This is a genomic window from Leifsonella bigeumensis, from assembly GCF_039537265.1.
Classification (GTDB): Bacteria; Actinomycetota; Actinomycetes; order Actinomycetales; family Microbacteriaceae; genus Terrimesophilobacter; species Terrimesophilobacter bigeumensis.
The window spans coordinates 269,477-295,479 of sequence record NZ_BAABAE010000002.1 but is presented as its reverse complement, the minus strand read 5'-3'; the positions used below and the strand labels follow the sequence as shown (position 1 = coordinate 295,479).

Genomic DNA, 26,003 nt, shown 5'->3' with positions numbered 1-26,003 from the left:
TTTACGGCATTCACCGAAACACCGTCTCGCAGCATCTCAAAGCTCGGGGTGTGACGATTGGGCGACAGCCACTCGTTGAGCCCGAGATCATCCGAGCAAGAGAGCTTCATGACGGGGGTCTGTCACTCAATGCCATTGGACGAGCATTGGGGTGTGATCCAAAGACGGTCAAATCGGTGCTGGACTAATCCGAGATGGCGGCAACCTATTCGCGATCTATTGAAAGAATCATCTTCCTTACAGGAGGAGGCATTTGCTCCAAGGTGCCCGTGGCCGCGACGAGTCTGGAAAAATTTCGCCACGCTTGGTCCCGAACCTGTTGCATGGTGATTCCATAGTGACGAGCGAGTGCACTCTCGACATCCTGCACCCGACCAGGTAGGCGCGGTCTTGATGAGAATCGATCGCCAGAAGGATGGTCCGTCTCGAAGAGGACTCGGTCTAGCGGTAGCTCATTGAGAATCTCCAAGTTTCGCACCATAGAGAAGTTAATAGAGAAGTAGCAACCGATCTCGACTGCCCTTCGTGTGCTCGATTGATCGCCAAGCCACCAATGAAGTATGCGGCCGGACTCCAAACGCCTGCTCTCGAGAAGCGATATCAGCTCTTCGGTTGCTTCGAACGAGTGGAGCGAGATAATCCTGCCGAGATCTTCGGCGATCGACAGGATGTCCCTTAGCACCTCTTCTTGTCTGGCTAACGGAACCCGAGAGGTCCCATCTAGCCCAACTTCTGAGATAAAAGGCGTGCTTTCGGCTGCCAGCCGGAAGGCAGCACTATCGAATGCTTTCTGCACCCCAACAAGGGAGGGATGACAACCAACCCCCCAAACGCTTACGAGGTCATCACGATCCCTCACGAGTTCGTAGTTGCTCAGGGAGCGCGTAGCAATTAGGACAACCGCTCCGAGGTCCTCGAGCTCTCGTTTTGAGACTGAAGCATCGACGTGGGCGTGTGCGTCGAGAGGAGGAAGCAAACTCAAGACAGCGATTCTCCAAGTTCATTCAGCCCGCGCTCGCATAGCTCGAGCGCCTCCCGGACGCCAAGACTACCCGGCAACGCCATCGCCATCACCGTTGGAACGTCAATCCCCGATTCCACGAAATCACGGGTCGCCTCAAGGATAGAGCGCTGCGCCAGATACGTGGCGTACTTTGCGCTCTCATCACTGAGATACTTCGTTCCGTCTGTGAGTCCCGCGGCTTTGAACGATGCCTTGCGGACAACGCAACCAAAGCACACTCCGCAATGAGTGCCGCTCGTAACGCCTTTAAGATGATGCTGGTCCGTATGTGAGCACGAGCTGGTGGCGCTCAAAAACGTCGATGCCTCGGATGCACCCAAAATCTTCGCCACTTCGGCAAACATCTCACCCTTGGTCATACGTTGGAACGGGTTCTCAATGAGCCCATGAGCTCCGACCTCCGCGAGCAGTAAAATTACTTGCTCCAAAAACCATGGCTGGGTAGTTCTTGTTGAGAGCGCGCCAATTCTTTCTGGGCCGAGAGGGGGGTTTAGAGATGCAAAACCATTCTCAGGAATCCAAAGGGGGCTGCCGGACTGACTTGCAATCGCAAGACCTAGCGCCAAAAAGAGCAACGACCGAGACCGACTTGACGATTCACTACGGTAGTAAGTCCCGTCTAGGCGCTTCCGTACGCGGCTGAGGAAGACTTGATGATGCGCGGCCGTTTTTCCTGGATATGAGGCATTGATCGCCGACGCCACGCTGCGTTGAGGTTTGCCCGACGCACTTGAACTCGAATGCGACACAAGCGTATGGGTCTCCTGGCCCGTGAGACCGCGGGCGGAGAGCAGAGCTCCAGTTGCCGAATCGGCACCGCCGCTGACAAGCACAACTCGCTTGGAAGTGTCGTCGATCATCGAGACCGTGGACGCATCGAGATTTGCCTGTGAAAATGAAAAATTCCAGGAATCGCCAGTTAGGAAGTTAGTCAGCGCGATCAGCCGTGTTGAGTGAGCAGACCATAACGTGGGATCGCTCACAGGGACTGAGAGATCAAGCTCACGTCGATTCCAGCTTGAACCTCGCGCGTTGCGGAGGACGGAGTGATCGGCTGCATTTACGGCGAGTGCAATCCTCACAAAGTCCGCGTTCAGCGAAGGGACCGGACCGAGGCTCGACAGGTCCGGCTTAAGTAGCGACTTGAAACTATCGTTGGCTGACCCATCCCACAAGAAGACTTCATCTATGCCCACGAGTCCGTCAGCTTCGGTTTTACTCAATACGAGGGCAAGCGAGGTCATTGGTCGTTTCCGTAGATTCCCGCGAGCTGGCCAACGCCCTGTTCGATTGCCTGTGCTATCGCGGCCGATGTTGTCCCGACACCGTCAAGCACGACTTTGCCGGCAACTACCCGTGCCGCGGAGGCGATCTCGGCTTCAATAGCTCGCCTCTTGGATCGATCCTTTTCGGCCCGAATCGTGGAGCCGACCTCGTTGAGTGTCCCCTTGAGGATCATGAGTTCGATGGTGTGACGAACAACCTCGTCAGGCTGGCGCGGCGATTCCGCTGGAGCGTCCATCATCCAAGCCACCAGCTCGGCAACGATAAGCCTCGCTTCGCTGTCCTCAATAGAACTATCTGGCTGCGAGTCAAAGGCGACGGCCGCAATCTTCTGCCCGACAACTAACGGGTCGTTTAGTGATCGCAGCTCATCGTAATTGAGACCGACCGCCTCAAGAGCCCGGCGATCTCCCGCTGCGTAAGCTCGAACGAGTGAGCTTGCTCGTCCGGCCGGACCCGCTACCCGACCGACTGTCCTTCTCGGCCCCCCGGAAGAACGGCCTGATCCGCCACCGCCTCCACCTGTGCTAGATCCACCGCCGCCACCGCTCGGCCCGTCTCCACCTCCGCCTCCCTTGCGCCAGAGCCGAACCATAGGAGCAAGGCTCGCTGGATCCAGGTGGTGCGGGTCGCTGGTGCCTGGCTGTGGCGGTGAATCGGAGTTTGGTGGAGCCACGGTCGTTGCCGGTGAGACCGTCGGATCGCTGACCGCATCGCCCAGCCAACCCGATATGGCATCACGCAGACTACCGGCGTCTTTGCCGCCGCTCCCTTTGAAAGACCCACTTGTGCCCATAGCTAGCTCCATCCCTTCGCGACGGAGTCAATTGCTTTGACTAGTCGGTCGTCTTGAGCGCCGTTTTTCCAAGACGTGAGTATGTCCTCGAATTGTTGAGAACTGCCAGTATCAAAGAGAAGTGCGGTGGGGGTCGCGACCTCTTGAGCTGGAAGTTTGCTCAGAGCGATCTTTGCTGTCGCCATCGCTTGGGGATGCAGCTTCGCGAGAGTAAGGATCGCGTTGACAGTGTTTAATTGAACCGATGGATCGTCTTGCATCCGACGCCCCAGGTGCAACAAGAGCTCCGTCACATCGCCCAAGGGCATCTCCTTCAGCTCTTCGTCCTTGACTGACGTGCGATCGATCTGTGAGCTAGACGTAAGCGCCGCGGCGATATCTCGAAGCTGTTCGGGCAGCGACTCGTCCACCAATTGCCTTCCCTTGAAGGCAGCAGCGAGCGTCAGGTAACCAGACACCGCTGTCGCGTCCAGGGCAGGCGGGAGCTTGGCCCACCGGACCATCGTCGCGGAGAATCCACCTAGCGTGTCCTCCTTTGGTTCCACCGGTTGTTTGCCCGCTTTCACCGGCTTGGCATCACGGTCCTCGCCTCCGGCCCCGCTGGTTCGTACCTTTTCCAGTGCCTCAAGTTGTGGACGAAGCTGACCCTTGGCGAGCCAGTTGAGCACCGTCGTGAAATCCCCGTCCAGCAATTTCTCTAGCACCATGAGCTTCGCAATTGCATCGGCTTCGAGCTTGATACCTCGCTTAGAGGCCACCGACGATCGCACATTGAGGTCATTCATGAAGCGCTTGATCCTGCGCGGATTGCCCTTGAACTTCTCGTAGAGGATCGGAGTCAGACGAGACGCTGTCGCAACTTCCAACGAGAGGTCGTACTCGTCTGGCAAGGTGAGGTCATCGAGACTGCCCGCACCGACACGAAGGGCTGAACAATCCAATACCAATTGGTCATACGTCTCTGAGGGGACCTTCGATTGAGCCAGTAGTAAGAAGAGATATGCGCGAGTGTCGAAGTAACTGAGCGCTGGCAAGGGAATTGTGGTTTGGACGATTTTGTGAAGATAGAGGCTGGCGACACCCTCCTCTTCATTCGGAGCATTCGGTGTCTTAAGCTTCTGCTGAATCGCGTCGGCTACCCTCTCCTCATCCGCAGCAATTACGAAAGACATCCCCTCGACTGAGAGGAAGAGACGGATTGCTTCTAGTGTTTCGACGACCGTGTCTGGCAAGCAACGATCTAAGTCATCCACGAGGACAACAACTTGCGCGACGTGCGCCAGCGCAGGCTCTTGAAGGAATGCTCGAAACTCCTCACGAAACGCCATCATGCCCTTCACCGAGTCCAGGGACTCAGGGGTATCGCTCACCAGATCCAGAACATCGTCGAGCTTCGGAAGCTGCAGTGTGAGCGAAGTGCGCGCAGCAAGTTTCAACGCCTTGGCCCAGTTGACCCTCTTGACGAGTTTCTTAAAGGCGTCTCCCGCAGTCTTACCAACAGCATCAGCATCCGAGAACTCCTTGGAGAGCGCTGCAAGAACCTCGGATATCAAGCTTTCCTTTGGTCCAACAGAAGGGTCATATCGCCAGGGATCCGCGCGTACCACGAGCACTGATTTCTCTTCGTCAGCAGATCGCAGCGTCACTTGGGCGTCGATGAGATTGAGGACCGTCGTCTTGCCACTGCCCCAAGAGCCGGACACGCCGAGCGCGATTGGGTTGAGCTTCTCATCAAACAGTGCGTCCGCAATGGTCTCCGCAACCGCGTTGAATGACAGTAGGTCCGTGCTCGCGGGCTCATCGGACCAGAGTGAGAGGCTATCTACTTCTACGTCGTCAGCCATTCGGTGCTCCTTAAGTCGCGCTACTGCGCGGCCTCCGCTGCGATATGGCCTGAGAAAGTCGCAACGAAGCGCTTCAGGCTTGTGATCTCACTCATATCACCGAATTCGCCAACAGCCCCGCCGGCCCGCGAAGACGTAATCATTGATGCGTTGGTGTAAAGCTGCTCCTGAACCATTCGGCGACACAGAATTTCGTAGCGACCTAAGTAGGACGCGCCCTCAAACTCGGGAAACGACTTGAAATGACGCCCACGCACTCTCGGCAACGGTCGCCGCGATTCGGCAGCGTCCTCAACGAGCATCAGCCAGCCGACAAACGGTCGAGGCTGCGCGCCGAAGGCATTCTCCCGGTATGCAGTCCAGAAGTCATGGGCAGTGCCGATTGCCTCCTCGGTCCGGTTATTGAAGTTGTTCCCAAACGATGGGCCAACTTGCGACTTCAGTTCGATGGCAGCGATGAGTCGTCCACCCCTTGTAATCACGAGGTCCCAGTCTTTGGTGGGCCGGAAGTAGCCCGGCAGCGTGACGAGAGCGCGCGAGGTATTGACCTCGGCATCGTGGAGACCGTTTGCTTCCACAAGGTCTGCGATCAACTGGACGAACCCGTCCATATTCTTGCCAGAGGTTACGCCAGCTCGCTCGCCCTGATCTAGCTTTCCGTCCTCAGCTTGCTTGAGTGAAGCGGCGCTCCTGTTCGCCCAAAAGAGACGAACCGCTTCCGCTGTCTTTGCTTCGTAGTCAGATAGATCAATTGGCATCTAGTTGTTTCCCTCTAGGAAGGCGAGGTCCCCGATTCTAAGTTTGTATATCCGCTCAAGTAGTGGGGTGTTCAGCTTTCGGCCCGCCTCGCCTGCGTCGATAAGTTCCGATTGAACTTCGTCCGACAAGTCGTCCCATTCAGGAACTCTAATTCTCTTCAGGTTTTGCGCCTGAAAGCGCAGGTAACCGCCGCCGATCTTCACTGAATATGCCTCGATGAAGAACTGAGCGATGCCAGACCTCAGCACAGCCTGGAGCGCTCGCAGGTTCCATTTTGACGATGTGATGAAGTACAGATTGTGGTGCGGATAGAGAGTGCCCGGGTCATACGTGATCGCATCCCCGTCACCCTTGATGTCGGGGATAAGTAGTTTCTCTTGCCACGTCAGGCTAGGTGTGATGCGATCGATCGTCTTATACCAACGTCTCGTGGTGTCGGCCTTTGCCGTGTGCCGAAGCTCCAATGCAGCGCGGTACTTTTCAAGATGAGCAGCCAGTCGCGGATAGAGTGCAAGATCAACCAGAGGACCCTCGTCGGTGTAAGGGTTGAGGATGCCCTTACCTGACCACCTGAGCTCCCCGTTGGGTACGTCTTTGTTGGTTGCGAGTGGAAGTTTGCGATCATCCTCGACGTCGAGCTCGTCGAACTGGGCGATGAAGGCCTTGTCATTACCGGTGGCAACACCGATACCTATACGACAACCGGCCTCCCCGAGAGTAGGGAAGTTCGCCTCCATATGGCGAATGATCGGCAGCAGGTGCGTGATGTTCAGTAGCCACGGATCGCTCCCCCTTGCGACGCGCTCGATCTGCTGAACCGCAGGAGAACGACTCGGACCTTCTGGCGTTGTGAGGGCCTCGAAGAGTTGGTCTAAATATCTCTTGTCTGCAGACTCCGCCTTCGCCACTCGGCTTGGGCCGTCAGCCTCTCGACCAATGACCGTGATTGAGGGGTACGCGCCAACGCCAACTTCGAACGCTTCGACGCCGTACATGTCGACGTAGTCGCGTAGATGAAAGTCAGACGCGACCTTCTCGCGTAGCCCTCGACCGTAGTCGTTCTTTACCCAGGCGTCGGCGCAGATGAAACTTAGCCTGCCCCCTACGTTGAGATAGTCAAGCGACTTCTCAATAAACGGGACATATAGGTCAGCTCGTCCGACCATCGTGGCAAATGCCTTGCGGTAAGCGATGAGTTGCTCGGGGTCGATCAGCTCTTGACGTACATAAGGAGGGTTGCCAATCACAAAGTCGAATTCGAATTCGAAGTCGGTCCACAAATAGTCGGCGTTGATCAACCACGCATCGAGAAGTCGAGCAGTCTCGAAATCAGAGAGTCCCGCCTCGATCAGATGAATTCGAAGCTGAGGCTTGAAGGTAGTGAAGCTCTCCGTATCGAGCTCTACCCCGCGAATTGCGTCCACAAGCTGATCGACGTGAGGAGACGTTTGCCGACGCCAGCTTTCCAAAAGACGGTCAACCGCCCCAAACATGAAGCGTCCCCCTCCAAAAGAGGGTTCCAGCAATTTCCGCTCGAATAGGTCATTAGCTGAGTCGTAGCCGATGAGGTCAAGCATGAAATCTACAACGGTCTGCTTCGTGAAGATCGCACCGCGCTTCTTCTCCTCGTGCCCGAAAACAGGGCCTATGGCTCGAACCTGACCTTTCAGGGGCACAACTGTTAAAGGACTTGTCATAATGCCCTAACAGTACCGATGGCCGCCGACAGGAGCGGACTGCTCGGCTGAGTGTTCGAAGCGTGACCTTTAGAGATATGTTTCCAACTCGACACTGCGCATTCTCCTGCGGCTCAGCCGCTTATATCTGCCCTGATTATGAGGAACATCCTCTATTTAGTCAACCACGCTTACGGTCGACGCGACATCGAACCAGCCATTTCAATTGCCCGCTGGGTGCGGTCAAGAAGGCTCACCAAAGTCTCGCAAGTCTCGATGAACTCTTCCGGCGTGAGCGTTCGGCCTTCGATCCAATCTAACCGTGATGAGGTCTTCGACTTTCGTCTCGGTTTCCATCCCCACCAAGCGAAATCACTGCTCTTTGGCCAGACACCGTGAACAATGAAGTTCCTGTCTTCAAGCACATCCTCGATCTCGGCTAGAAGCACCCTTACTTCGGCCGAGAACGCCTGTTCAGCAGGATTGGCTTCATAGCTTGAAAGCCGCTTCTTGATCGCAGTCGAGTTCACCGCGAACCCTCTACCCCCGTGAACGTCTTGAGTCGCATTGTCCACGCTAGAAGTGAGCCCCTCGATCTTCGTCTCGAGAAGCGCCGCAAGCATTACGACCTTTCCAATGAGAGTCGGAAGTCGAGGCGGAACATAGCCGAATATGCCCTCCGGGATTTGGAAGTCTGGAAGGCTATCGGGACTCTCCGGCGCACGCAGCGCCTCCCCGCAACTGGCACACCACCAGCCGCCGACAACCGGCTGCATCGGGTTGAGGCATGCACTGCAGTTCGGAACGTCCAGATCACCCATCTGGTGATCGTAACTGTCGGTTGTCTTCTTGCGATCGGACAGTTGGCTGCAATTACCCACAGTGTTTCACTGAAAGCGTGCCTTGAGTGTTCCGCGCACTCGGCATCGCACCACTCCTTGGTGACCTGCGGCTCAACAGGAGAACCTAGCCAGGGTTCGCCGGCCGCACCACACCAAGGAAGGAGACACTCAAGTGAGTGACTCAACTCGCGCAACCAACGCCGGCTACGGCCAGATCAAGACATTGGCTGTCCGCCTCTCAGAAGATGTGCGCGCTCAACTGGACGTCATTGCCCAGCTGAACGACCGCACGGTCACCGACGAGATTCGCCTCGCTATCGAGGCATGGATCGAGAAGACGAAGTCTGATCCATCCGTGCTTCAGCGAGCACAGTTCGTCCGCGACGAGATCGAACGCGAAGCCGCCACCAAGCGTGGCGCCATCGAGGCGATCTTCAACAAGCCGACCGGGAAGCCAAAAACTTCGTCGTCGAGCAGCCCAGACGCTGAGAAGGGGGGCAGTAGCTGAGCGAACTGAGCTGATCCCGACGGCTTGAGACTTAAGTCTCGCCGTCGGGGTCACTCCGAAACAACTGTGCTGCACCTTCACGTGGGGCGAACTCTCCAGCCGACCGGCTGGGGTGACCCCTCACGAAAGGAACGGTGACCGCGATGGTCACAGGCATTGTTATCCCGCACGAGACACATCTGGCGCTCCAGAAGGTCGAGTTTCAGAACCTGACCGATTACCAAACGGCTGTTGGTGGCTACATCGAAACCGTGAAGATGAACGGCCACCCGCTGGTCATCGTCGCGGACGAAGACGGCAAGGTGAAGCAGCTGCCAATCAATCGACGAGCAACCTGCCTCTGGTGGCTCCTAAACCCGTCGGGATTAGGTGGTGACTTCCTCGTTGGCGATGTAGTTATTCTCGGCGCTCGACGTCACGGAGACATGAACGATGTCCCGGCGGAACTCGCTGAACTGCTCTTGGAGTCGACCAGATTTCAGGTGCAGGTCCGCCTCAGCAGAGGCTTCGACACCTGGGTGCCTATCGGTGAGCCGGTGGATGACTTCTTCGAGGCCACGATTCGCGCGCTCAAGTTGATGGAAGTCTGGAGCCCACCCGAGGAAGTGAAAGTTATCGCGGTCAAGTGACCACGAGCCCCAGTTCTATTGAACTGGGGCTCCCCCAACTTCGGGCTGCTCGGTGTGAGTCATGGAGGATTCATTGGGTCCTGTAGATCTCATTTGTTCTTCGGACCGCTTCGAAAAGCTCAGAGCTGATGCCCACTTTGCGAAATACGTCTGTTATCGCATCCAGATCCTTGGGGAGGCATGACCCCCCGAAGCCTCGATCTGAAGGGAAAACGAGCGTGTGGCTATCTCCTACTCGCGGGTCCAGAAGCCATCCTGTGCGGACAGCGGACCAATCGGCCCCTATTCGTTCGGCAACGTCGTAGAACACATTGACGAACGTCAACTTCGTGGCCAAGTAGGCATTCTCCATATATTTGATGAGCTCGGCTTCATCGGAGGTGCACTCGAACACTTGTCGAGAAATCGCAAGCAGTGGACCCAAGATCTTGATAACTTCTAACCGCGCATCCGATGTCCCTCCCAAAAGCAAGAAAGGGACGCTCTGCGCATCGTCCCCCCAGCTGTGTATTGGGATTGGCGTCTCGCCTATGTACTCGGGCGAGTAGCAAATGCAGGTGCCGGTCTTCTCTGCCCAGCCTCGAGTGAACCCAGGAGGAACCGTTGATCGTAGCAAGACTCGATCCGTAGGGAGCATCGACAAGGCCCCCTCAACTATCGACGTGTCACAAGAACCGTCTGCGAGGCTCGGCGTTGGCACGCATACAATGGCGAGATCCGCGGTTCGCAGCCGTTCAACTGGATAGTCAGTGTCATCGCTTATGTCCCATGAAAAGACATCGGCGTTATCCGACAATGCACGTATCTGTGCACGCCCGACGTGCCCGCGCCCGATGACGGCGACCTGGGGTTTCACGATTCGTAGCTTCGAAGCAATTTCTTCAAACTCGCTGGCCAGCTGGCTTGTGGCCATTGGCCTACGATCTGAGAGATCGGCCCCATCTGCAATTGTCCGCCATCCTTTAGTGGTGTCGCTGCGGACCAAAGCGATTCAAAATAGGTCTCGAAAACCTGGGCGATCACTTCACTTTGTACCGCCGCAAGCGGTGAATTTGGTCCCGAGGCAAAGAAGATAACCTCTTTTGAATCTACGACGACGAATTGCAAACGCGGGATCAAGGATGCGTCATCGTAAAAACGACACGAGTATCCCGCATGTGTTTCTTTGAGACGACGGGCAAATCGGTCTGCGCGGCGAACATCATTAAACACAAAAATTTCCCGGTAATTGACCCTCGACGAGGCGTCGGATATTGCTTTGTCCATGTATCCATGCGCCACTTGTCTAGTCGGAGTGGAGAACCCAGAGCTGATAGATGTTTTCCAAGAGAGATCGCAAACTTGCTTACTCGCCGTGAGGATCCTCTGTCCGAGGTAAGTCTCAATCTCGATCGAAGACGCGAACAGTCTGACTTGGAGGCCTTTCCCACGGGTGTTTAGTTCGACCAACTTGAGCAGTTCAGATGTTGCACGAGTGACTTCGTCGTCCTGAACGTGTCGAGCAACGAGATGCAGTCCGATTGCACCAAGTACGACCACTACCGCGGCAATCGTCAAACCAGGCGGGAGAAGATCGAGCCCGAAAACGTCCAACGCGCCGACTACGATTCCGGCAATCGCTATCACTGCTAGAAGAATCGGGTCAATAAACCTAAGAACTGTTCTGACTCTCTTCAAGGCCGCCCTAGCCAATCGCTCTTAGTAGTTTGGCAGTCCACCTAATTGTTAAAGAAGCCATCCTGTCCCACGCACCATCCTCGGAATATCCATGTCCCACTCCCGCGAACAACTCAAGCTGGAAATCCCCTCCCCAAAGCTTCTGGAGCATCGCGCTCTGTGTCCAAGGAACGGTGAGGTCGCCAGTCCCGTGCGTAGTAAAACAAGGGACAGTCAGGAGGGTTGCGTTCTCGAACGCGCGGTTTGCGGTTGAGTCCAATAGCACATCGATGTCATAGAAGTTAGTACCTGAAAAACCAGTATCAAACCACTCGTGCACCTCCGATTCGCTCAACTCATTTAGGTACGCCTCGGCAATCCATGGGGCAGGTGACTTGAATACGACTGCAGCACAGCCTGACAGGATGTCCGGTTCATTCAGCGCGACGGTAGCTCCAAAGCTCGACGCGAAGACAACGACCGGGTTGTCCGGACGCAAGTCACGAAGAAGCTCATAAGCATCACGAAAATTCTGACGACCAACCCTCAGCGTTAGATTCTTGCGGTCCCCGTCGCTTTCGCCCAGCCCATGGAAGTCGAACAGAAAAGAACTAATCCCTTCCCGCTCGAATAGCGGAGGCAAGTTCGTCCAACTGAGACTATTTGTCCCCTTGGGACCGTCACCAGTCAGATAAAGGACAACGGGCGCTCTCTCACCAACATCAATAAGCCGGGCGCGAATAGCTGTCCCGAGAGACGGTATTTCAAATTGCGATATGTTCATGTTTCATCCCACACTATGAATGGTGACGTACTTGCTGTCAAGGATTCCCACCTCAAGAAGACGCTGGGTCTCAATGTGCCCGACGTTCATCAAGACATCAATTACAGACAATCCTGCCGCGAACGGTAGTTGCTGACGACGAACTTGACGGTAGACCGGATGAACCGGCAGAAAGTCCTGAACTACAACCCCGATACCCGCGTTGACGAGAAGCGCGAGATCGTGGACGTAGGCGCTGCTGCCAGAACCTATCAAGAACGTCCTTCCTCCTTCAATTTGCAGGAGATCCAATAGGCGCTCGGTGGGTTCTGCCCGCACTCTGTGTGAACTTGAGAAATCTATCGCGGGTCGTCGGATCTGCAATCGATCACAGAACTTCAACAGAAGCTCGACGTCAACTTCTACCAGGCTTCTTCCAGCCTTTATCGATTCGCGCAGTGCCCAATCCACCCAGTTCATTTCCTCGACGAAGAGGGGGGAGCGGCGATAGGCCGACCGTACGGTTTGAATCATGTTGTCCAAGAAACTTACGTCTTGAATTACGACCTGATTTATCGGGACCTTGAAGTTTTCACCAACTGGTAACCCGATCCACTTGATCTCACTATGGACATCGATAATCCGGGCTCGGTCAATGAAGAATCTCTTGCGAAACAAGACATCGTCGAGAATTACCACTGTGTCAGCGAGAGCTAATTTGGCAAAGTACCCAAGCCAAGGCAGGAAATAGGGCTGGTGGATCACGACAACGGGCGCCTGCAGACCTTGCATTTATTATGCCTCTCTCGGAACTGAGCTGAGACGTCGCCTACTGTGAGACACAGACTATTGACTCCGAGGACCACTCAATAAATTCTCTAGCGCTTATCGACCTACGGAAGGTCGCGTCCAATCCACTTGAAGCCGCCGGTCTCGATCAGGAGGGTGAGTCCGTACAAGTATTTATTGGGGAAGTAAAGAGTCCCTTCTTCATCAGTCATCTTGAATCGAACTGTTGAGAATCCTTGAACGCGCCCGGCAATGAAGTCGACCGAGAGGTGGATTGTCTGACCCGGAAATGTATCAGGGATTGGAATCCAGTCCGGAGACGACGGAAAGGTTGGGCCTTGTGGCGTCATGCGGGTAAGACGACGGTCAATCCACGCGACCTGCCCGATGTTCGTCACTTCCCACGTCTTCGTGAAATGGGCTCCGATCGGGACGAGGCTGCCATCGGGGAAGTTCACATCGCGGGCATCGGAGCGATCAAGTCGACTGTCAGTCGAGGCAGTTCCCCGCTTCGACTCCGCGTAGTGCAGCGCGTAACCCTCGCGTTCGACACCGCGTTGCTCTGTGCAAAAGGAACGAAACTGCTCGCCCGCTAACTCCGCAGTCCGAACCGCTTTGATGAGTGCCTCACGGAAAGCGCCGCGCATATCGGCACCCGGCTTGTAGGAGTAGAAGCCGCGACGATCATCACCGAGCGCACGTTTGTAGATCATGTATGCCCACGTGTCGCGTGCGAGCTTGGACCCAGTGTCGCCGTTGTAGCTCTTCCCGTTACCGTGCGCGATAAGAGCAACATCAGCGTTAGTCGGAGAACTTCCTGCATGAAGAAAAGCCGCCCCCGCTGCACACAGCGCCTTGGCTTCCCGATCGGCCGAGCTGGGATCCTCGTGATCGGAATATGCGACAGCGAACCGAATGAGATCTACAAGGTCGATGTCGTAGCCGGTGGATTGGTCAAGCAGGATGTCTGCAAGCGCCGAGAGTGCGCTCAGATCATGGCGGCGCAAGCTGGGGTTCCCGCGCGCAACGAACCGATCCGCAAGTTCCTGCTCCCAGCTATCAATTGCCACGACTGATCTTATTTGTCGCAACGGCTTTGGAAAGAATCGCGAAAACCTCCGCATCGCAAGTTCCGGTCGGTTCCAAAAGAACTTCTAGTCAGGTATCTTCCTTCGATTTCTGCAGATTCCTACCGTGAGAAGTGGGCGTTAACCGCCCGGTCGAAGGCAAGAAATCGGAGGAACAAATGATGGGAATGAGTAATACAGAGCTCGCTCCTTTGGGCGGTGCGTTCGGCGCACAGGCTCTTGCTCAGATGAGCGGCAGCATGCAGCGCCAGGCAGGTCGGGAAATCGAACGGGTCCAGGCACAGGCCCTCGTCGCCGACACCCGCGAGCAGGGTCGCGCGCTGTTGACGAACACGGCCCTCAACAACGTGGGCGCTCTCTCGGCACTTGAGCAGCATTTGATTCAGGTCGCTCCGCTTGGCGAAGCCCGCTACAAGCACATCGTCGACAGCTAGGCCATGGGCGCAGCAGCGGCCATCCAGCGGTGGTGAGCCATGGAAATCATGCTGCTGCTATTGGTGTCGTTTGTGCTGGCGGCACTGCTCATCCAAGGCGCGGTTGAAGTGAGCGCCTGGATCGTGAACAAGGTGCATCGTCATCGCGCCAACAAGCGGGCACGAATCGAGGCGGAGCTTGACCGCAAGCAAGCAGAGCTACGGGCCGCGATCTACAGCCTCGCGTCACAGCTGGGGGCCGAAGCACATGAGGCACGGAAGGCGCTCATTCGCGAGTCCTACCTCGCTTCGCGAGATGAATTTCTTCCCCCTCGTTGACGAAACAACAACAACCATAATCGCCGCCATATCTGGCATGACGTCATCCGAGGCGTGACTGTCCGATCGCTCCAAACCCGAAGCGATCGGACAGTTGCTGGCCAGATGCACCTGCTCTTCACTCAGGGAGCTGTGAGCACGGCGAGAGCTGCGCGATCTAAGACCGACAGCAGAAAAGAGGAACTTCAATGACGCAACCAAAATATTCAACGCTGGTCGCAGATCCGCCCTGGATGGGCCAATCCGGAGAAAAGCACTACGACACCATGTCTCTGGAGGCCATCAAGAGCATGGGACCCGCGATCCGCGACATCACCACTGACGACGCGCACTGCTGGCTTTGGGTGACTAACGCGACTGTCCCCATCGGGCAAGAGGTGCTCGAAGCGTGGGGCTTTCAGTACCGATCAATCTTGACGTGGATCAAGCCGAGGATCGGTCTGGGTCCGTATCTCCGCAACATGACCGAGCATGTGATGCTCGGCACTCGGGGCAAAGCCCCTGTGAAATTCAAGGGCCAGGGTACATGGTTGTTCGCCCCGATCCAGGACCACTCCCACAAACCCGAGGAAGCTCATGAAATTTTTGAGCGCGTCTCTCCCGGGCCGTACCTCGAGATCTTCGCGCGTCGGCCTCGTCACGGCTGGGCAGTATGGGGCGACGAAATTGCATCAGACGTGGATCTGCCCGGGTGGCCAGTTCCCGATTCGCCCGCCACAAGGAGTGAAACGGATGTGGCATAAAGATGCCCGAACCGACCGGGCCAGCGCGCACCGCCTGGAATGCAGTGCTCCTACTGTTCGGCGTGTGCTTAGTGCTGTGGTTTTGTGTGAAGCTCATCGAGTCGATCTGGCCGTGGCTACTGGGTGGCGCGATGATCGTATTGTTGATCGGCGGCGTCACGTTCTGGATTCGTCTGCGTCGAGGACGCTGGTGAAGGCGTCATCACAGCCAGACATTTGTCTCTCGAACTCTCGAAGTCGCGCCTGCCTGATCGCTTGCGCAAGCGGCCATGTGGATATTGACATTATTTTGAAAAGTTGTAATACAAGGCGTGAGGGACCTCGCGTAGGGGTGGGCCTCGCTGGATCCCATGGGAGCCAGTCATGACTATTCGAAAACGTCAACAATCGAAACGTTCCTACGAGCGCCGTATCTCGGTACGGACTGTTCGTCGTGACCCACCGGATCTTCGGAAGCTCAGTCGAGCACTATTGGCGCTCGCTCAAGCTGATGCCGAAGCCCAAGCGCAGGCCCAAGTCGAACGAGCCACTGGCAAGTCCGGCATGGAGGACATCGATGAGACCTCCTGAGCCAAGTCGGGAGCTGATCTGGCAGCAGGTACATTGGCCCGTCCCGCTCGACGGCCAGCTCGCCTCAGGTTTACTACGTCGCTGGGCCTCAGATCTGACTCGGCAGCCGATCATCTGGGAGGTTCGTGTTTCAGAGGGAACAGTCACGCACATGGTCGGGACTCCTGCCCACCAGGTGAAAGCCGTCACCCGCGCCATCGAGGGGTTGGTGCCCGGCACGGCAACCAGCGCCGAGGGCGACGCCCGGCCACAGGTGGCCCGCAGCGCCCGCCTTCAGGTGAAGGGCCAGCAACTGCACCTCGCCGCCGACAACGCCCCGCACGCGGCGCGAACCCTCCTCGCCGCTCTCACCGAAGCGCATTTCCGTGAAGAGCACGCGGTGCTCCAAGTCGTACTGTCACGAGGTCGCTCGCCCCAGACGCTTCAAGCCCAGCCCGCGGACCCTACGCAGTCGTGGTTTGAAGTTCTCGCGAGCGGTGGGCGGCCGGCGTCGAGTGAGCTCGCTGGGCGGATGCGCGACAAAGCCAATCAGCCCGGTTTCGAGGCGGTCGTCCGACTGGCGGCGACCGCGAAGTCTGAGGCGCGTCGCGTCACGATCATGCAAGGAATCCTCGCGGCACTTCGCACTCTGCAAGCCCCAGGTGTGCGCATCGATTTTGTCAAAGACTCTGGCGACTCGCTCGATCGGGCGCTGGTTCCGTTCTGGGCGCCGCTGCGCCTGAGCGCCGACGAAGTACTCAGTCTGATTGCGTGGCCGCTCGAGGCCGACGATCTACCCGGACTTCCTGCAGCACACCCCAAAGCACTCCGGCTATCCGGTACTGACATTGAGAAGGTCCGTGTCTTCGCCAAGACCACCGCGCCCGGCAAGGTTCAGCCGCTTGGTCTGAGCATCGAAGACAACCTCTTTCACTCCGTCATTCTCGGGCCGACCGGTTCGGGCAAGTCGACCGCGATGCTCAACCTGATCGTTGCCGACCTGAAAGCCGGACGTGGACTCGTAGTGATCGATCCGAAAGGCGATCTCGTTCAAGACATTCTCGAACGCATCCCGCAATCGCGTCGAGGAGACGTCGCCGTACTCGACCCGACAGACCCGGTCCCGGTCGGGCTGAACCCGCTCCGCGTGCCAGGCACCAGTGCCGAACTGATTGCCGACAGCGTTGTGACGATCTTCCGTGATCTGTTCCCGAGTTCCTTCGGGCCACGAACCAGCGAGATGGTGCACGCCTCGATCCTCACCCTCGCGAACCATCCGAGTGCAACCTTGACGTGGCTTCCTCGACTGCTGGCTGATGCGCGGTTCCGGTCAACGTTGATCGGCGGCCTCAGCGATCCGGATGGCCTTGAGTCTCTGTGGGCTGATTACGGCGAGATGTCGGAGCGCCAGCAAGCTCAGTTTGCCGGTCCTGTCCTGTCTCGGCTACGTCAGTTTCTGCTGCGCCCGAGCCTCAAGAGGGTACTGGATCAGAGCGAACCGAAGTTCCAGCTTGAGGAGGTCTTCACCAAGCACAAGGTCTTGCTTGTACCCCTTAACACTGGCATCTTGGGCAACGATGCCGCGCGGCTACTGGGATCATTGTTGGTCTCGCAGCTCTGGCAACTCACGCTTGGCCGAGCGGCGCAGTCCAAGTCGCAGCGCCCACCAGTCTCCATTTACGTTGATGAGCTGCAGGAGTTCATCCATCTCGGTGGCAATGATCTGTCCGATGCGCTCGCCCGTTCGCGCTCGCTCGGCGTCGCCTGGAACCTCGCTCACCAGTTCCGAGACCAGCTTCCGACCGATACAAAGAATGCCCTCGACGCCAACGCGCTGAATAAGATCATCTTCGGACTCGGCGTGAAAGACGCTCGCGAGGTCGCAGCGATGGCACCAGATCTGATCGCCGAAGATTTCATGACTCTGCCGCAGTACGGCATCTACGCGTCGCTGATGCGAAATAGGCGACACCTCGGTTGGGTTTCCGGCCAGACCGCACCACCACCAGCAGCGACTTCGAGCCCGATCGAAATCATTGCCACCAGCCAGGCACGCTATGGACGCGAGCCGGAACCAACGAACGAGTCGTCTGCACCGGCATCCCAGAACGCCAAGCGGAAACCTTCGGACGAGCCGATCGGTCGGCGGAGACGGCGTACCTCATGACAGACCAGCTTCGATTGTTTGACCGTCCTGCCGGGTATCCGTTCGCATCGTCGAACTCGGCCCGGCGCTCGGCGTCTTTGGCGGAATATCTGCCGTTTCGGGAGTCGACTAACACCCGATTCCGGGTGTTAGTCCCAGCAAATCGGAGGCGACGATCGTGACGCCGAATAACCGCCTCGGAACAATGAGCATTGCGACCCTGCAGTCGATGGTGACTCCGAGGGATATGGACATCCTTCGCCTGATCCGAGAGCACAGGTTCCTCACGACCAAGCAGATTCAGCGGTTGCTATTTTGGGATCACGCATCTCCTGGCGCTGCAATTCGCGCATGCATTCGCGTGTTGACTCGGCTGGAGTTGCGGGCGCTCATCTTCAAACTGGGCAGACAGATCGGCGGCATCCACGCAGGTTCCGGGTCGTACATTTGGGGCATTGATGACGCAGGCGACCGCCTTCTGCGCGCCAATAACACCAGCAAAGGCACCAAGCGCCAGCGCACCTTCGACCCATCACCACTCTTCCTCGCTCATACTCTGGCCGTCGCAGAGACCCGCGTGATGCTCGAAGAAGCTGGCCACCGGGACGAGCTTGAGCTCGTCGAAGTGACAACCGAACCCACAAACTGGCGCACCTTCGTAAGCCGGGGCGGGATGACCCAGGTGCTCAAACCAGACCTCCACGCGATCACGGCAATCGGGGCCTTCGAAGACCACTGGTTCATCGAGATCGACAATGGAACCGAATCTCTTCCGACCGTGCTGAACAAGTGCCAGACCTACCAGCGCTATTTCGAGAGCGGGCGCGAACAACACGCCTCAGGTGTCTTTCCGAAGGTCGTCTGGCTAATGGTGGATGCTCGCCGCCGGTCAAACATGCAGTCCGCGATCGAGTCAGACAAACGACTCGACGAGCGTCTTTTCAGCGCCTACGCACCAGGAGATTTTCTCCCGTTCATCACAGGCAAGGCGACTCCTGACGTGCCCCGAGTGAAGACAATTCCGCAACACCAAACGTCTGGACTGTTTCGGGCAACGGAGCTATCTTCAGGAGGCCAATCCGAGGGAGGCGCAAACACCGCCCCGAGTCTGGCGACTAGAGGAAGGGAGGCGCGCGAATGACAATCGCACCAGAGGTATCAACACGACCGCTCGCGGTCAGTTATTTGAGGGTGTCAACGAAGGAGCAAGCCGAACGAGACGGGGACCCAGAGGGTTACTCGATACCCGCACAGCGCGAAGCGAATCGACGTATTGCTGCGACCTTAGGAGCGGACATCGTCGAAGAGTTCGTCGATAGAGGAGAGTCCGCGCGGTCCGCAGATCGGCCCGAGCTTCAGAAGATGCTCGAGTTCGTTCGTGAACAGCCCATCGCCTACTGCATCGTCCATAAGGTCGATCGTCTCGCCCGAAATCGTGCGGACGATGTGACGATCAACCTCGCTCTGCAGAAGGCTCAAGTGAGGCTGGTCTCGGCCACCGAGAACATTGACGAGACACCGAGCGGCATGCTGCTGCATGGGATCATGTCGTCGATCGCAGAGTTCTACTCTCGGAATCTCGCCAACGAAGTTCTCAAGGGAATGCACCAGAAAGCCAAGACGGGCGGCACGCCTGGCAAAGCTCCCATTGGTTATCGCAACGCCGGCGTGATCAATGCCGAGGGACGCGAGGTGCGCACCATTGTTATTGACGAGCAGCGCGCCAAGCTAATCGCGTGGGCTTTTGAGACTTACGCAACTGGCGACTGGACGATCCGTGACTTGGCCGAAGATCTCGCTGACCGCGGCCTCATTTCGTCACCGACTCCTGCTCGACCGGGCAAGCCGATCCAAGCCAATCAACTGCACAAGATCTTCATGAACCCCTACTACAAGGGTGATGTTCGCTTTCAGGGCGCGATCTACGCGGGGCGCCACGAACCAATCGTGAACTCAGTCATATGGCAGAAAGTGCAAGACGTCATGGCTTCTCACGTGGTCGGCGAGAAGGTGCGCGCCCATCACCACTACTTGAAGAGCAGCGTGTTCTGCGGCAACTGCGGCAGCCGACTGATCGTGCATCACGCAGTCAATCGACACGGCAATGTCTATGAGTACTTCATCTGCAGCGGACGGCATGCGAAACGAACTGAATGCATACAACCTGCGGTCAATATCGCTCTCGTCGAGAACAAGATCGTGGATCACTATCGGACCATCGCCCTCAGCCCCGAGCTAAGAGCACAGATCGAAGTCACTCTGAAGCAGGAACTCGAAGAAGGGATGAAGCAGACCCGTCGACTTCAACACGACCTCCTGCTTGAGCAAGCACGCCTTCAGGCACGCAGCAAGAAGCTACTCGACGGCCACTTGGACGGCGTCGTGCCGGCCGAGCTGTACGCCGCAGAACAGAGTGGGATCTCACTCCAGCTCTCGTCAATCGTCGAACGCCTGTCGGCCATGACGATCAAGTTCTCGGAGTTGGAAAGCAACCTTATCGGCGCGATGGAACTGCTCCAGAACTGCTCCGAGGCATATCGCAGAGCTCCGGACGATATCCGCAGGAGGTTCAACCAGGCGCTATTCGTGCGCATTCTCGTCGACCAGGGTGGCGAAATCCGCACGGAGCTTGCCGAGCCATTCGAAATGATTCTGAGCACCGAGGGTACGCGAGCCGCCACAAGCGCGGGAGATAAAAAAGAACCCCCAGCCAAGATTTCCTTGGTCGAGGGTTCTAAAGACGAACTTTTGGTGCCCCTGGAGGGACTCGAACCCCCAACCGTTTCCTTAGGACGGAACTGCTCTTCCATTGAGCTACAGAGGCTGGCGTCACGAGTTTACCGAGAAAAATCGAGCATCAAATAGTCTCACTTAGTGAACACGACGTTCGTCTGGCATATGTTTGAGTTGTGGACACCGCCGACGAAGAGACCGAACCGGGCAAGGACCGCTACCTCGTCGTAGCGGCCGCGAGAACGCTCGACATTCTCGACACCGTCGCCGCGAGCCCCAACCCCCTCACGCTCACCGAGATCGCAGCGAGCGTCGGCCTCCCGCGCCCGACAGCCCACCGACTCGTTCGAACGCTGCAGGCCTCGAACTGGCTCGAGCGCGAGAACAACTACTACAAGGTCGGCTTCAAGGGCTTCCAACTCGGCGCCGCCGCTGGCGCATCGCTCGAAGTCCGGACCGTCAGCCTTCCCTACCTGGTCGAACTCCGGGACAGTCTCCAGCTCAACGTTCAGGTGGCGAAACTCGCGCAGTGGCAGGTCGTGTACCTCGAGCGGGTTCTCAGCCCGAACTCGCCGAAGCTGCTGCAGGCGCGCGCGGGCGCCATCCTCCCCGCGCACTGCACGGGGCTCGGGAAGGTCCTCCTCGCCCACCGCAACCTCGAGGATGTCGCGAAATGGGCGACCCAGGAGGGTCTTGAGAAGCTGACGCCCAACACGATCTCGGATGTCGGGAGTCTACTCGAAGCGCTCTACGACATCCGGAGCAGGGGCTACGGCATCGAGGACGGCGAACGGCAGCCCGAGGTCGCCTGCATCGCAGCCCCCCTGCGCGACTTCTCGGGTGAGGTCGTCGCCGCCATCAGCGCGACGGGCCTCCGCGAGAGCATGCCGCGGCCGCTCATCGGCAGCGACATGGCCGACGAGATCACTCGTGTCGCCGGGGCGATCTCACAGGCGCTGGGATACTCAGGAACTCAGCGAACTCGCTGAGGAACCGATCGATCATGGCCCGTTCCTCGGGGTCGAGCTCGTGGGCGGGTGCACGGCAGTGACTCGAGTCGATGATCCCCCTCTTCCTCGAGATCTCCTTCTCCGCCGCGATGATGAGCTCGCTGCTCTGCATCCAGTAGGAGAGATACGGCAGCATCCTCTGGTGCAGGCAAGTGGCGTCATCCTGCTGGCCGTCCTGCCACAATCGCCAGACCTCGAGGTAGAGTTCGACGAACGAGCATCCGGGTTCGACGCCCACCGCGCCGCGGCGCAGCGCATCCGGCAACTGAACCCCCGCAGATCCGACGAGCGACTCCAGGGGCGGAACGGTGGCGGACAAGGCCGTGATCAGGGCGCCAGGAGGAGTCGATTCGACCTTGACCTGCACCAGATTCGGCGCGAGACGGGCAATCTCCGCAATCGTGTCGGCATCGAGCGCGGTGCCGGTCTGACTCGGGGCGTACTGCAGCACCACGGGCGTCGGGGCAACAGCCCGGAGCACCGCGAGCAGGTGCTCACGGACGGCACCGCGCGAAGGGCCGAGAAAGTGAGGAGGGAGGACGTTGAGCGCCCGGGCTCCGGATGCGACCGCCTCCTTCGCACGCGCAACCGCGAGTGTCGTCGCATGATCCGGGATCGAGATGACGGCGACGAAGCCTTTCACGTCGGCGGTTCGTTTGAGGAGGATCGTCGTCAAGCGGCTGCGTTCTGAGTCACTCAGCTTGTGGAACTCCGAGGCGAACCCCGGAAACATGACATTCCGGACACCCGCAGCCACCATGTGGTCGACGATCCGGACGAATCCCTCATCGTCGACCGACCCATCCTCGTGGAACGGTGTCTCGAGAACCGGGCATACGCCCGAGATGGCCCGCATCAGCCCGCCTCGCCGGTCCGACGCAGTCTTCTTCCCCGCATCCGCGCCGCAGCCGACTGCGGCCATCCGGAACCGTACGCCGTCGCGGCGATGAACATGCTGCCGTCGACCGCAGCGCCGAAGGAGTGCCGCACCCAACCGTCGACGATCTGCTTCTGCAGGGCCATCGAGCCGGGATGCACATCCTCGACGAGACTCGCCGCCAAGGTCTGCGCCACGTCCAGCGCGGCTCCAGGCGGCGAGACCTCGGACACCAACCCCCAGTCCAGTGCCGTGGCAGCCGTGATCGTCCGCCCGGTCAGCACAAGCCACCTGGCCCGGTTCAACCCTACGATGCGCGGTAGCAGAGCACCGTGGATCGGCGTCGGAGCGCCATTGAGGATCTCCGGTTGCCCGAAATTCGCACCGGGGTCGGCCACGACGAGGTCGGATGCCGCCGCCAGCACGCATCCGGTGCCGAGGGCCCAGCCGTGAACCGCCGCGATCACCGGCAGGGGGTTGCGCATGATGGCGTCGTACATCTGCGCCTCGACCCGCTCCATAGCGAGGAAGCCCGCTGTGTCCATCTTCGACATCTCCTTGAGGTCCGAACCCGCGCAGAACGCCTGGTCGCCTGCCCCCGTGAGCACCACGCACCTCGCGTCTCCCGCAGCCGCCTCGTCGAGGATGTCCGCGATCCGTCGCTTGTCCGCGACGCGAAGGGCGTTCCTCGCCGCCGGCCGGTTGATCGTGACGGTGAGCACGTGGCCACTCAGGTTCAGCAGCACCGGGGTCTCGACATCGTTCGACATTCAGGACGCCTTTGGTTGCGAGGCTCCGGCGAGGAGCAGCCAACCGCGCGCAAGACACGGAACGGCCGGAGCGACGGTCGCGGTCAGGCCGGCGATCTCGATCGCCTCCCGGTATCGGTCGGCGAGGGCGCCATCGCCGACGACGGCGACCGATCCCTTCGGTGCGACGAGACCTCGGCGAAGCGCCTCGGCGAGTTCGTAACCGATGAGCAGGCCCGAAAGGCGCGAGGGGATGCCCCACGCAGCGGTGGCGCCGGTCACGACCTGGGCTCGAACTCCGAAGTAGTCGTGCAGCAGACCCTGCGACTCGAGGCCGCGGAAAACGCTCTCACGGAAAGCTCCGGGATCGTGGTCGGGCTCGGCCTCGAGGAGGTCCCGCAAGGAGCCCGAGTGGAGCATGGAGTCGAAGAACTCTCCCGTTGCGAAGGTGCAGAAATCCGTGATGACGCTCTCGTCGATCTGCGCCCACTTGCTATGCGTACCCGGTAAGACGATCGCTGCGACCCCCGTCGCGACGTCCACCGGACAGCCGAGCAGGATGGTCTCCTCACCGCGAATGACGTCCACGCTGCCCCCAGTCCGGTGGACCAGCCCCGGTACGATGGCGACCCGCATTCCGCCGATGGCGACGACCTGCATTCCGCTACGCACCTCCGAAACCCCCGCCGGCGTGCTGACATACGGGACCTCCCTGAGACCCGTGCGGCTTCCGACCATGCCGGAGGCAACGATGGGAACGTCCGGCCATCGCGCGCGCCAGCCGCCCAGCAGCGCCACGAGCGCATCGGCCAGGTCGCTCCTTTCCGCCGTCAACACCCCGGTATCGCTTTCCGCGGCCTCGAGGATCCGGCCGTCGGCTGCCACGACGTATCCGCGCAGACGGCTGCTCCCCCAGTCCACACCGAGCAATGCGGGATCAGTCATCGAGTCCCGCCGAGCCGACAAGGGCGAGGGCCTCCAGAGCCGCCTGAAGGGGCCTGACCGAGCCCGTGGTCCTCAACGCGCTCCCCATCCCCACCGCGACCGCTCCGGCATCCAGCCACGTCTTGGCGCTCGACAGCGTGATGCCGCCGGTCGGGACGAGCCTCAGCTCAGGGAGTGCCTGCAGAAGGCCCTTGAGAGCGTCGAGCGTCCACATGTTGGCCGGAAAGAGCTTGAGCAGGTCCGCCCCGCCGTCGGAAGCGACGACGCACTCGGTCGGGGTCATCGCGCCGACGATGCTCACGAGCCCGAGCTCCTTGCACGTCGAGATGAGACCGGCCCGGCTGATCGGGCTCACGATGAAGGATGCCCCTGTCGCCGCGGCCTCTTCGACATCGTGTGCCGCGAGAACCGTGCCGACACCGAAGTGGAGGCCCTCGGCATCCATCTCGTCCGCCATCCACCTCGCGACCTCGAGTGCGCCCGGCGTGGACAGCGAGACCTCCACGACCCGGATGCCCGCCTCGACCAGTCTCTCCACCTCCCGCTTCGCGGCGTCGGCGGATCCTTCTCGTACTATAGCGACGACCCGTGATGAGGTGATGGCCTCCAAGGTCCCTTGCTCTGTCATTGCGGCACCCCTCTCAAGCGTTCCAGTGAACCAGGTCGTGACGGTCGCGCCGACGGCTTCACGCTGGAACCATTCTGGGTGTGATCGACCGTCGCTCGCTGGCGGTGAGACGCCAGACCGCCTCGGTGAAGTAGCTGTCACCGACGATCACGGACGAGTCGATGCCGTGGTTGTGCGGTACGTCCAGGGCGGCACCCGCCACGATCCCGTGACCTCGCGGCTTGCCGATCACGTGCTTGATCGCGAGAGCCTCCACCATGTGCTTTGCGTAGGAACGCAGCTCCGCCCGGCGCACGCCGTCGCTCGCCTCCGCCAGCTCGAGCAGTCCCGCGTAGGCGAGACCCGCCGCAAAGCTGTCACGCACCTTCGGCTCCGATTCGGGCAGGTCGAAGTCCCAGATCGGAGAGGGGTCGTCCTGCACCCGGTCCATCCAGTAGTCCGCCATCGACTGGGCGATGTCGAGGAATCGGGCTTCGCCGGTCTGCCGATACACCGTTGCGAAGCCGTAGATACCCCACGCCTGCCCGCGTGACCAGCAGCCATCCGGTGAGTAGCCCTGATAGGTGTCGACCCGGGTCGGCTTTCGATCCTTGTCGAAGAGGAGCACCTGGCCCGTAGAGCCATCGGGCCGGATGAGTCCGTCGGCGATGACGTGGATGGCGGCGATCGCAGCGGCCGCGAGTTCCTCGTCACCCTTCTCGCGGGCATACCAGAGCGGCACCGTGAGGTTGATGACGTCGTCGACAGTCGTGAACGGGTACTCGTGGTCCTCGGGGGGGCCGAACGACTTCATGTACCCGATCTCGAGAAAGCGATCCGAGATCGTCTTCGCGGCGGCCAGCGCGAGCGGCTCAAGGTTCTTCTCCCCCGCGATCGCCATGCCGACGAGGGTTCCCCGGAAGAACATGTGGCTCACGGAGGCGAAACTCCTCGTCGCGGTGCGGTTGGCGAGCCTCGTACTCCAGGTCAGGGCGAGGTCATGTCGTTCCGTGCGCTTCTCCGGGTCGTCCTCACCCGATGCAAGGAACCAGAGAATCGCAGGAAGATCGCCGACCATCCACGAACCGTGGTGTGGAAGGACACCACGCTCATCCTGGTCGAACTCCGCGGTGATCCAGGAGTCTCCGTCCGTCCAGATCGGGAAGGCGGGCATTCGACGCAGAATGTCAGCCTCGAGAGCTATCTCGTTCCAGGCTGCTTCAAGGGTGTCCAT

26 protein-coding genes, 1 tRNA gene and 1 pseudogene are annotated in these 26,003 nt (G+C 59.0%); 10 read left to right on the top strand and 18 right to left on the bottom strand.

Features of this window, described 5'->3' with window-relative positions; genetic code table 11:
* Positions 1–205 precede the first annotated feature (205 nt).
* The 7 genes from ABD678_RS13790 to ABD678_RS04370 all read right to left on the bottom strand — a co-directional run bounded on the left by ABD678_RS13790 (position 206) and on the right by ABD678_RS04370 (position 8,204).
* Positions 206–976 (bottom strand): TatD family hydrolase, encoded by a 771-nt coding sequence (locus ABD678_RS13790; RefSeq protein WP_425561948.1) that lies wholly within the window; start codon positions 974–976, stop codon positions 206–208.
* A gap of 2 nt (positions 977–978) precedes the next feature.
* Positions 979–2,268: a hypothetical protein gene (locus tag ABD678_RS04395; RefSeq protein WP_344754088.1), complete on the bottom strand. Its 1,290-nt coding sequence runs from the start codon at positions 2,266–2,268 to the stop codon at positions 979–981.
* The gene (locus ABD678_RS04390) at positions 2,265–2,483 is read right to left on the bottom strand and encodes a hypothetical protein (protein WP_344754086.1); all 219 of its coding nucleotides are present in this window, start codon (positions 2,481–2,483) and stop codon (positions 2,265–2,267) included. The genes ABD678_RS04395 and ABD678_RS04390 overlap by 4 nt, the downstream gene beginning before the upstream one ends.
* Positions 2,484–3,106: 623 nt before the next feature.
* Complete coding sequence (locus ABD678_RS04385; protein WP_344754084.1) at positions 3,107–4,948, bottom strand: KAP family P-loop NTPase fold protein; 1,842 nt, start codon at positions 4,946–4,948, stop codon at positions 3,107–3,109.
* Between the two features lie 20 nt (positions 4,949–4,968).
* Positions 4,969–5,706, bottom strand: coding sequence for a PaeR7I family type II restriction endonuclease (locus ABD678_RS04380; protein WP_344754082.1), 738 nt, complete (start codon positions 5,704–5,706; stop codon positions 4,969–4,971).
* On the bottom strand, positions 5,707–7,404 hold the full coding sequence (locus tag ABD678_RS04375) for an Eco57I restriction-modification methylase domain-containing protein (protein ID WP_344754080.1): 1,698 nt from the start codon (positions 7,402–7,404) through the stop codon (positions 5,707–5,709). It abuts the gene before it with no gap.
* A 170-nt stretch (positions 7,405–7,574) separates the two neighbouring features.
* On the bottom strand, positions 7,575–8,204 hold the full coding sequence (locus ABD678_RS04370; protein ID WP_344754078.1) for a hypothetical protein: 630 nt from the start codon (positions 8,202–8,204) through the stop codon (positions 7,575–7,577).
* Positions 8,205–8,397: 193 nt separating this feature from the next.
* Between ABD678_RS04370 and ABD678_RS04365 the strand changes: the two genes are divergently transcribed.
* Complete coding sequence (locus ABD678_RS04365) at positions 8,398–8,733, top strand: hypothetical protein (protein ID WP_344754076.1); 336 nt, start codon at positions 8,398–8,400, stop codon at positions 8,731–8,733.
* Between the two features lie 143 nt (positions 8,734–8,876).
* Positions 8,877–9,362 (top strand): DUF3846 domain-containing protein, encoded by a 486-nt coding sequence (locus tag ABD678_RS04360; protein WP_344754370.1) that lies wholly within the window; start codon positions 8,877–8,879, stop codon positions 9,360–9,362.
* A gap of 70 nt (positions 9,363–9,432) precedes the next feature.
* On the opposite strand, the gene ABD678_RS04355 is transcribed toward ABD678_RS04360, so the two are convergent.
* The 5 genes from ABD678_RS04355 to ABD678_RS04335 all read right to left on the bottom strand — a co-directional run bounded on the left by ABD678_RS04355 (position 9,433) and on the right by ABD678_RS04335 (position 13,640).
* Complete coding sequence (locus ABD678_RS04355; RefSeq protein ID WP_344754074.1) at positions 9,433–10,275, bottom strand: Rossmann-fold NAD(P)-binding domain-containing protein; 843 nt, start codon at positions 10,273–10,275, stop codon at positions 9,433–9,435.
* Positions 10,215–10,988 carry a hypothetical protein gene (locus ABD678_RS04350; protein ID WP_344754072.1) on the bottom strand — a complete coding sequence of 258 codons (774 nt, stop codon included), beginning with the start codon at positions 10,986–10,988 and terminating at the stop codon, positions 10,215–10,217. Before ABD678_RS04350 ends, ABD678_RS04355 begins: the two co-directional genes overlap by 61 nt.
* A 58-nt stretch (positions 10,989–11,046) precedes the next feature.
* Entirely contained in the window at positions 11,047–11,802 is a 756-nt protein-coding gene (locus tag ABD678_RS04345; RefSeq protein ID WP_344754070.1) for an alpha/beta hydrolase family protein, read from the bottom strand.
* Positions 11,803–11,805: 3 nt separating this feature from the next.
* Positions 11,806–12,573 carry a WbqC family protein gene (locus ABD678_RS04340; protein WP_344754068.1) on the bottom strand — a complete coding sequence of 256 codons (768 nt, stop codon included), beginning with the start codon at positions 12,571–12,573 and terminating at the stop codon, positions 11,806–11,808.
* Positions 12,574–12,674: 101 nt separating this feature from the next.
* Positions 12,675–13,640, bottom strand: a complete 966-nt coding sequence (locus tag ABD678_RS04335) for an NBR1-Ig-like domain-containing protein (RefSeq protein ID WP_344754066.1) — start codon at positions 13,638–13,640, stop codon at positions 12,675–12,677.
* A 131-nt stretch (positions 13,641–13,771) separates the two neighbouring features.
* Here ABD678_RS04335 and ABD678_RS04330 point away from each other — a divergent pair, with 131 nt between their 5' ends.
* From ABD678_RS04330 to ABD678_RS13785, 7 genes and pseudogenes are all read left to right on the top strand, one after another.
* Entirely contained in the window at positions 13,772–14,092 is a 321-nt protein-coding gene (locus ABD678_RS04330; RefSeq protein ID WP_344754064.1) for a hypothetical protein, read from the top strand.
* A gap of 39 nt (positions 14,093–14,131) precedes the next feature.
* Positions 14,132–14,410 carry a hypothetical protein gene (locus tag ABD678_RS04325; RefSeq protein WP_344754062.1) on the top strand — a complete coding sequence of 93 codons (279 nt, stop codon included), beginning with the start codon at positions 14,132–14,134 and terminating at the stop codon, positions 14,408–14,410.
* A gap of 188 nt (positions 14,411–14,598) precedes the next feature.
* A complete protein-coding gene (locus tag ABD678_RS04320) occupies positions 14,599–15,153 on the top strand; it encodes an MT-A70 family methyltransferase (protein WP_344754060.1) in 555 nt (184 codons plus the stop codon).
* Positions 15,154–15,155: 2 nt separating this feature from the next.
* Positions 15,156–15,347, top strand: coding sequence for a hypothetical protein (locus ABD678_RS04315; protein ID WP_344754058.1), 192 nt, complete (start codon positions 15,156–15,158; stop codon positions 15,345–15,347).
* 239 nt (positions 15,348–15,586) lie between these two features.
* Positions 15,587–17,869 carry a type IV secretory system conjugative DNA transfer family protein gene (locus ABD678_RS04310; RefSeq protein ID WP_344754056.1) on the top strand — a complete coding sequence of 761 codons (2,283 nt, stop codon included), beginning with the start codon at positions 15,587–15,589 and terminating at the stop codon, positions 17,867–17,869.
* 157 nt (positions 17,870–18,026) lie between these two features.
* Positions 18,027–18,989 carry a replication-relaxation family protein gene (locus ABD678_RS04305; protein WP_344754054.1) on the top strand — a complete coding sequence of 321 codons (963 nt, stop codon included), beginning with the start codon at positions 18,027–18,029 and terminating at the stop codon, positions 18,987–18,989.
* A pseudogene (locus tag ABD678_RS13785) lies at positions 18,986–20,002 on the top strand (recombinase family protein); the annotation flags it as partial. The gene ABD678_RS04305 and the pseudogene ABD678_RS13785, both read left to right, overlap by 4 nt.
* Positions 20,003–20,597: 595 nt before the next feature.
* Here ABD678_RS13785 and ABD678_RS04290 read toward each other — a convergent pair.
* Positions 20,598–20,672 (bottom strand) — tRNA-Arg (locus tag ABD678_RS04290).
* Positions 20,673–20,757: 85 nt separating this feature from the next.
* On the opposite strand from ABD678_RS04290, the gene ABD678_RS04285 reads away from it, so the two are divergent.
* Positions 20,758–21,570, top strand: coding sequence for an IclR family transcriptional regulator (locus ABD678_RS04285; RefSeq protein WP_344754048.1), 813 nt, complete (start codon positions 20,758–20,760; stop codon positions 21,568–21,570).
* On the opposite strand, the gene ABD678_RS04280 is transcribed toward ABD678_RS04285, so the two are convergent.
* From ABD678_RS04280 to ABD678_RS04260, 5 genes are read right to left on the bottom strand one after another with little or no spacing between them, the layout of a single operon-like run.
* Positions 21,506–22,447, bottom strand: a complete 942-nt coding sequence (locus ABD678_RS04280) for a dihydrodipicolinate synthase family protein (RefSeq protein ID WP_344754046.1) — start codon at positions 22,445–22,447, stop codon at positions 21,506–21,508. The genes ABD678_RS04285 and ABD678_RS04280 overlap by 65 nt on opposite strands.
* Positions 22,447–23,238, bottom strand: a complete 792-nt coding sequence (locus ABD678_RS04275; RefSeq protein ID WP_344754044.1) for an enoyl-CoA hydratase/isomerase family protein — start codon at positions 23,236–23,238, stop codon at positions 22,447–22,449. The genes ABD678_RS04280 and ABD678_RS04275 overlap by 1 nt, the downstream gene beginning before the upstream one ends.
* Entirely contained in the window at positions 23,239–24,162 is a 924-nt protein-coding gene (locus ABD678_RS04270; protein WP_344754042.1) for a 2-dehydro-3-deoxygalactonokinase, read from the bottom strand.
* Positions 24,155–24,790, bottom strand: coding sequence for a bifunctional 4-hydroxy-2-oxoglutarate aldolase/2-dehydro-3-deoxy-phosphogluconate aldolase (locus tag ABD678_RS04265; RefSeq protein ID WP_344754040.1), 636 nt, complete (start codon positions 24,788–24,790; stop codon positions 24,155–24,157). Before ABD678_RS04265 ends, ABD678_RS04270 begins: the two co-directional genes overlap by 8 nt.
* A 58-nt stretch (positions 24,791–24,848) precedes the next feature.
* Positions 24,849–26,003 (bottom strand): hypothetical protein, encoded by a 1,155-nt coding sequence (locus ABD678_RS04260; protein ID WP_344754038.1) that lies wholly within the window; start codon positions 26,001–26,003, stop codon positions 24,849–24,851.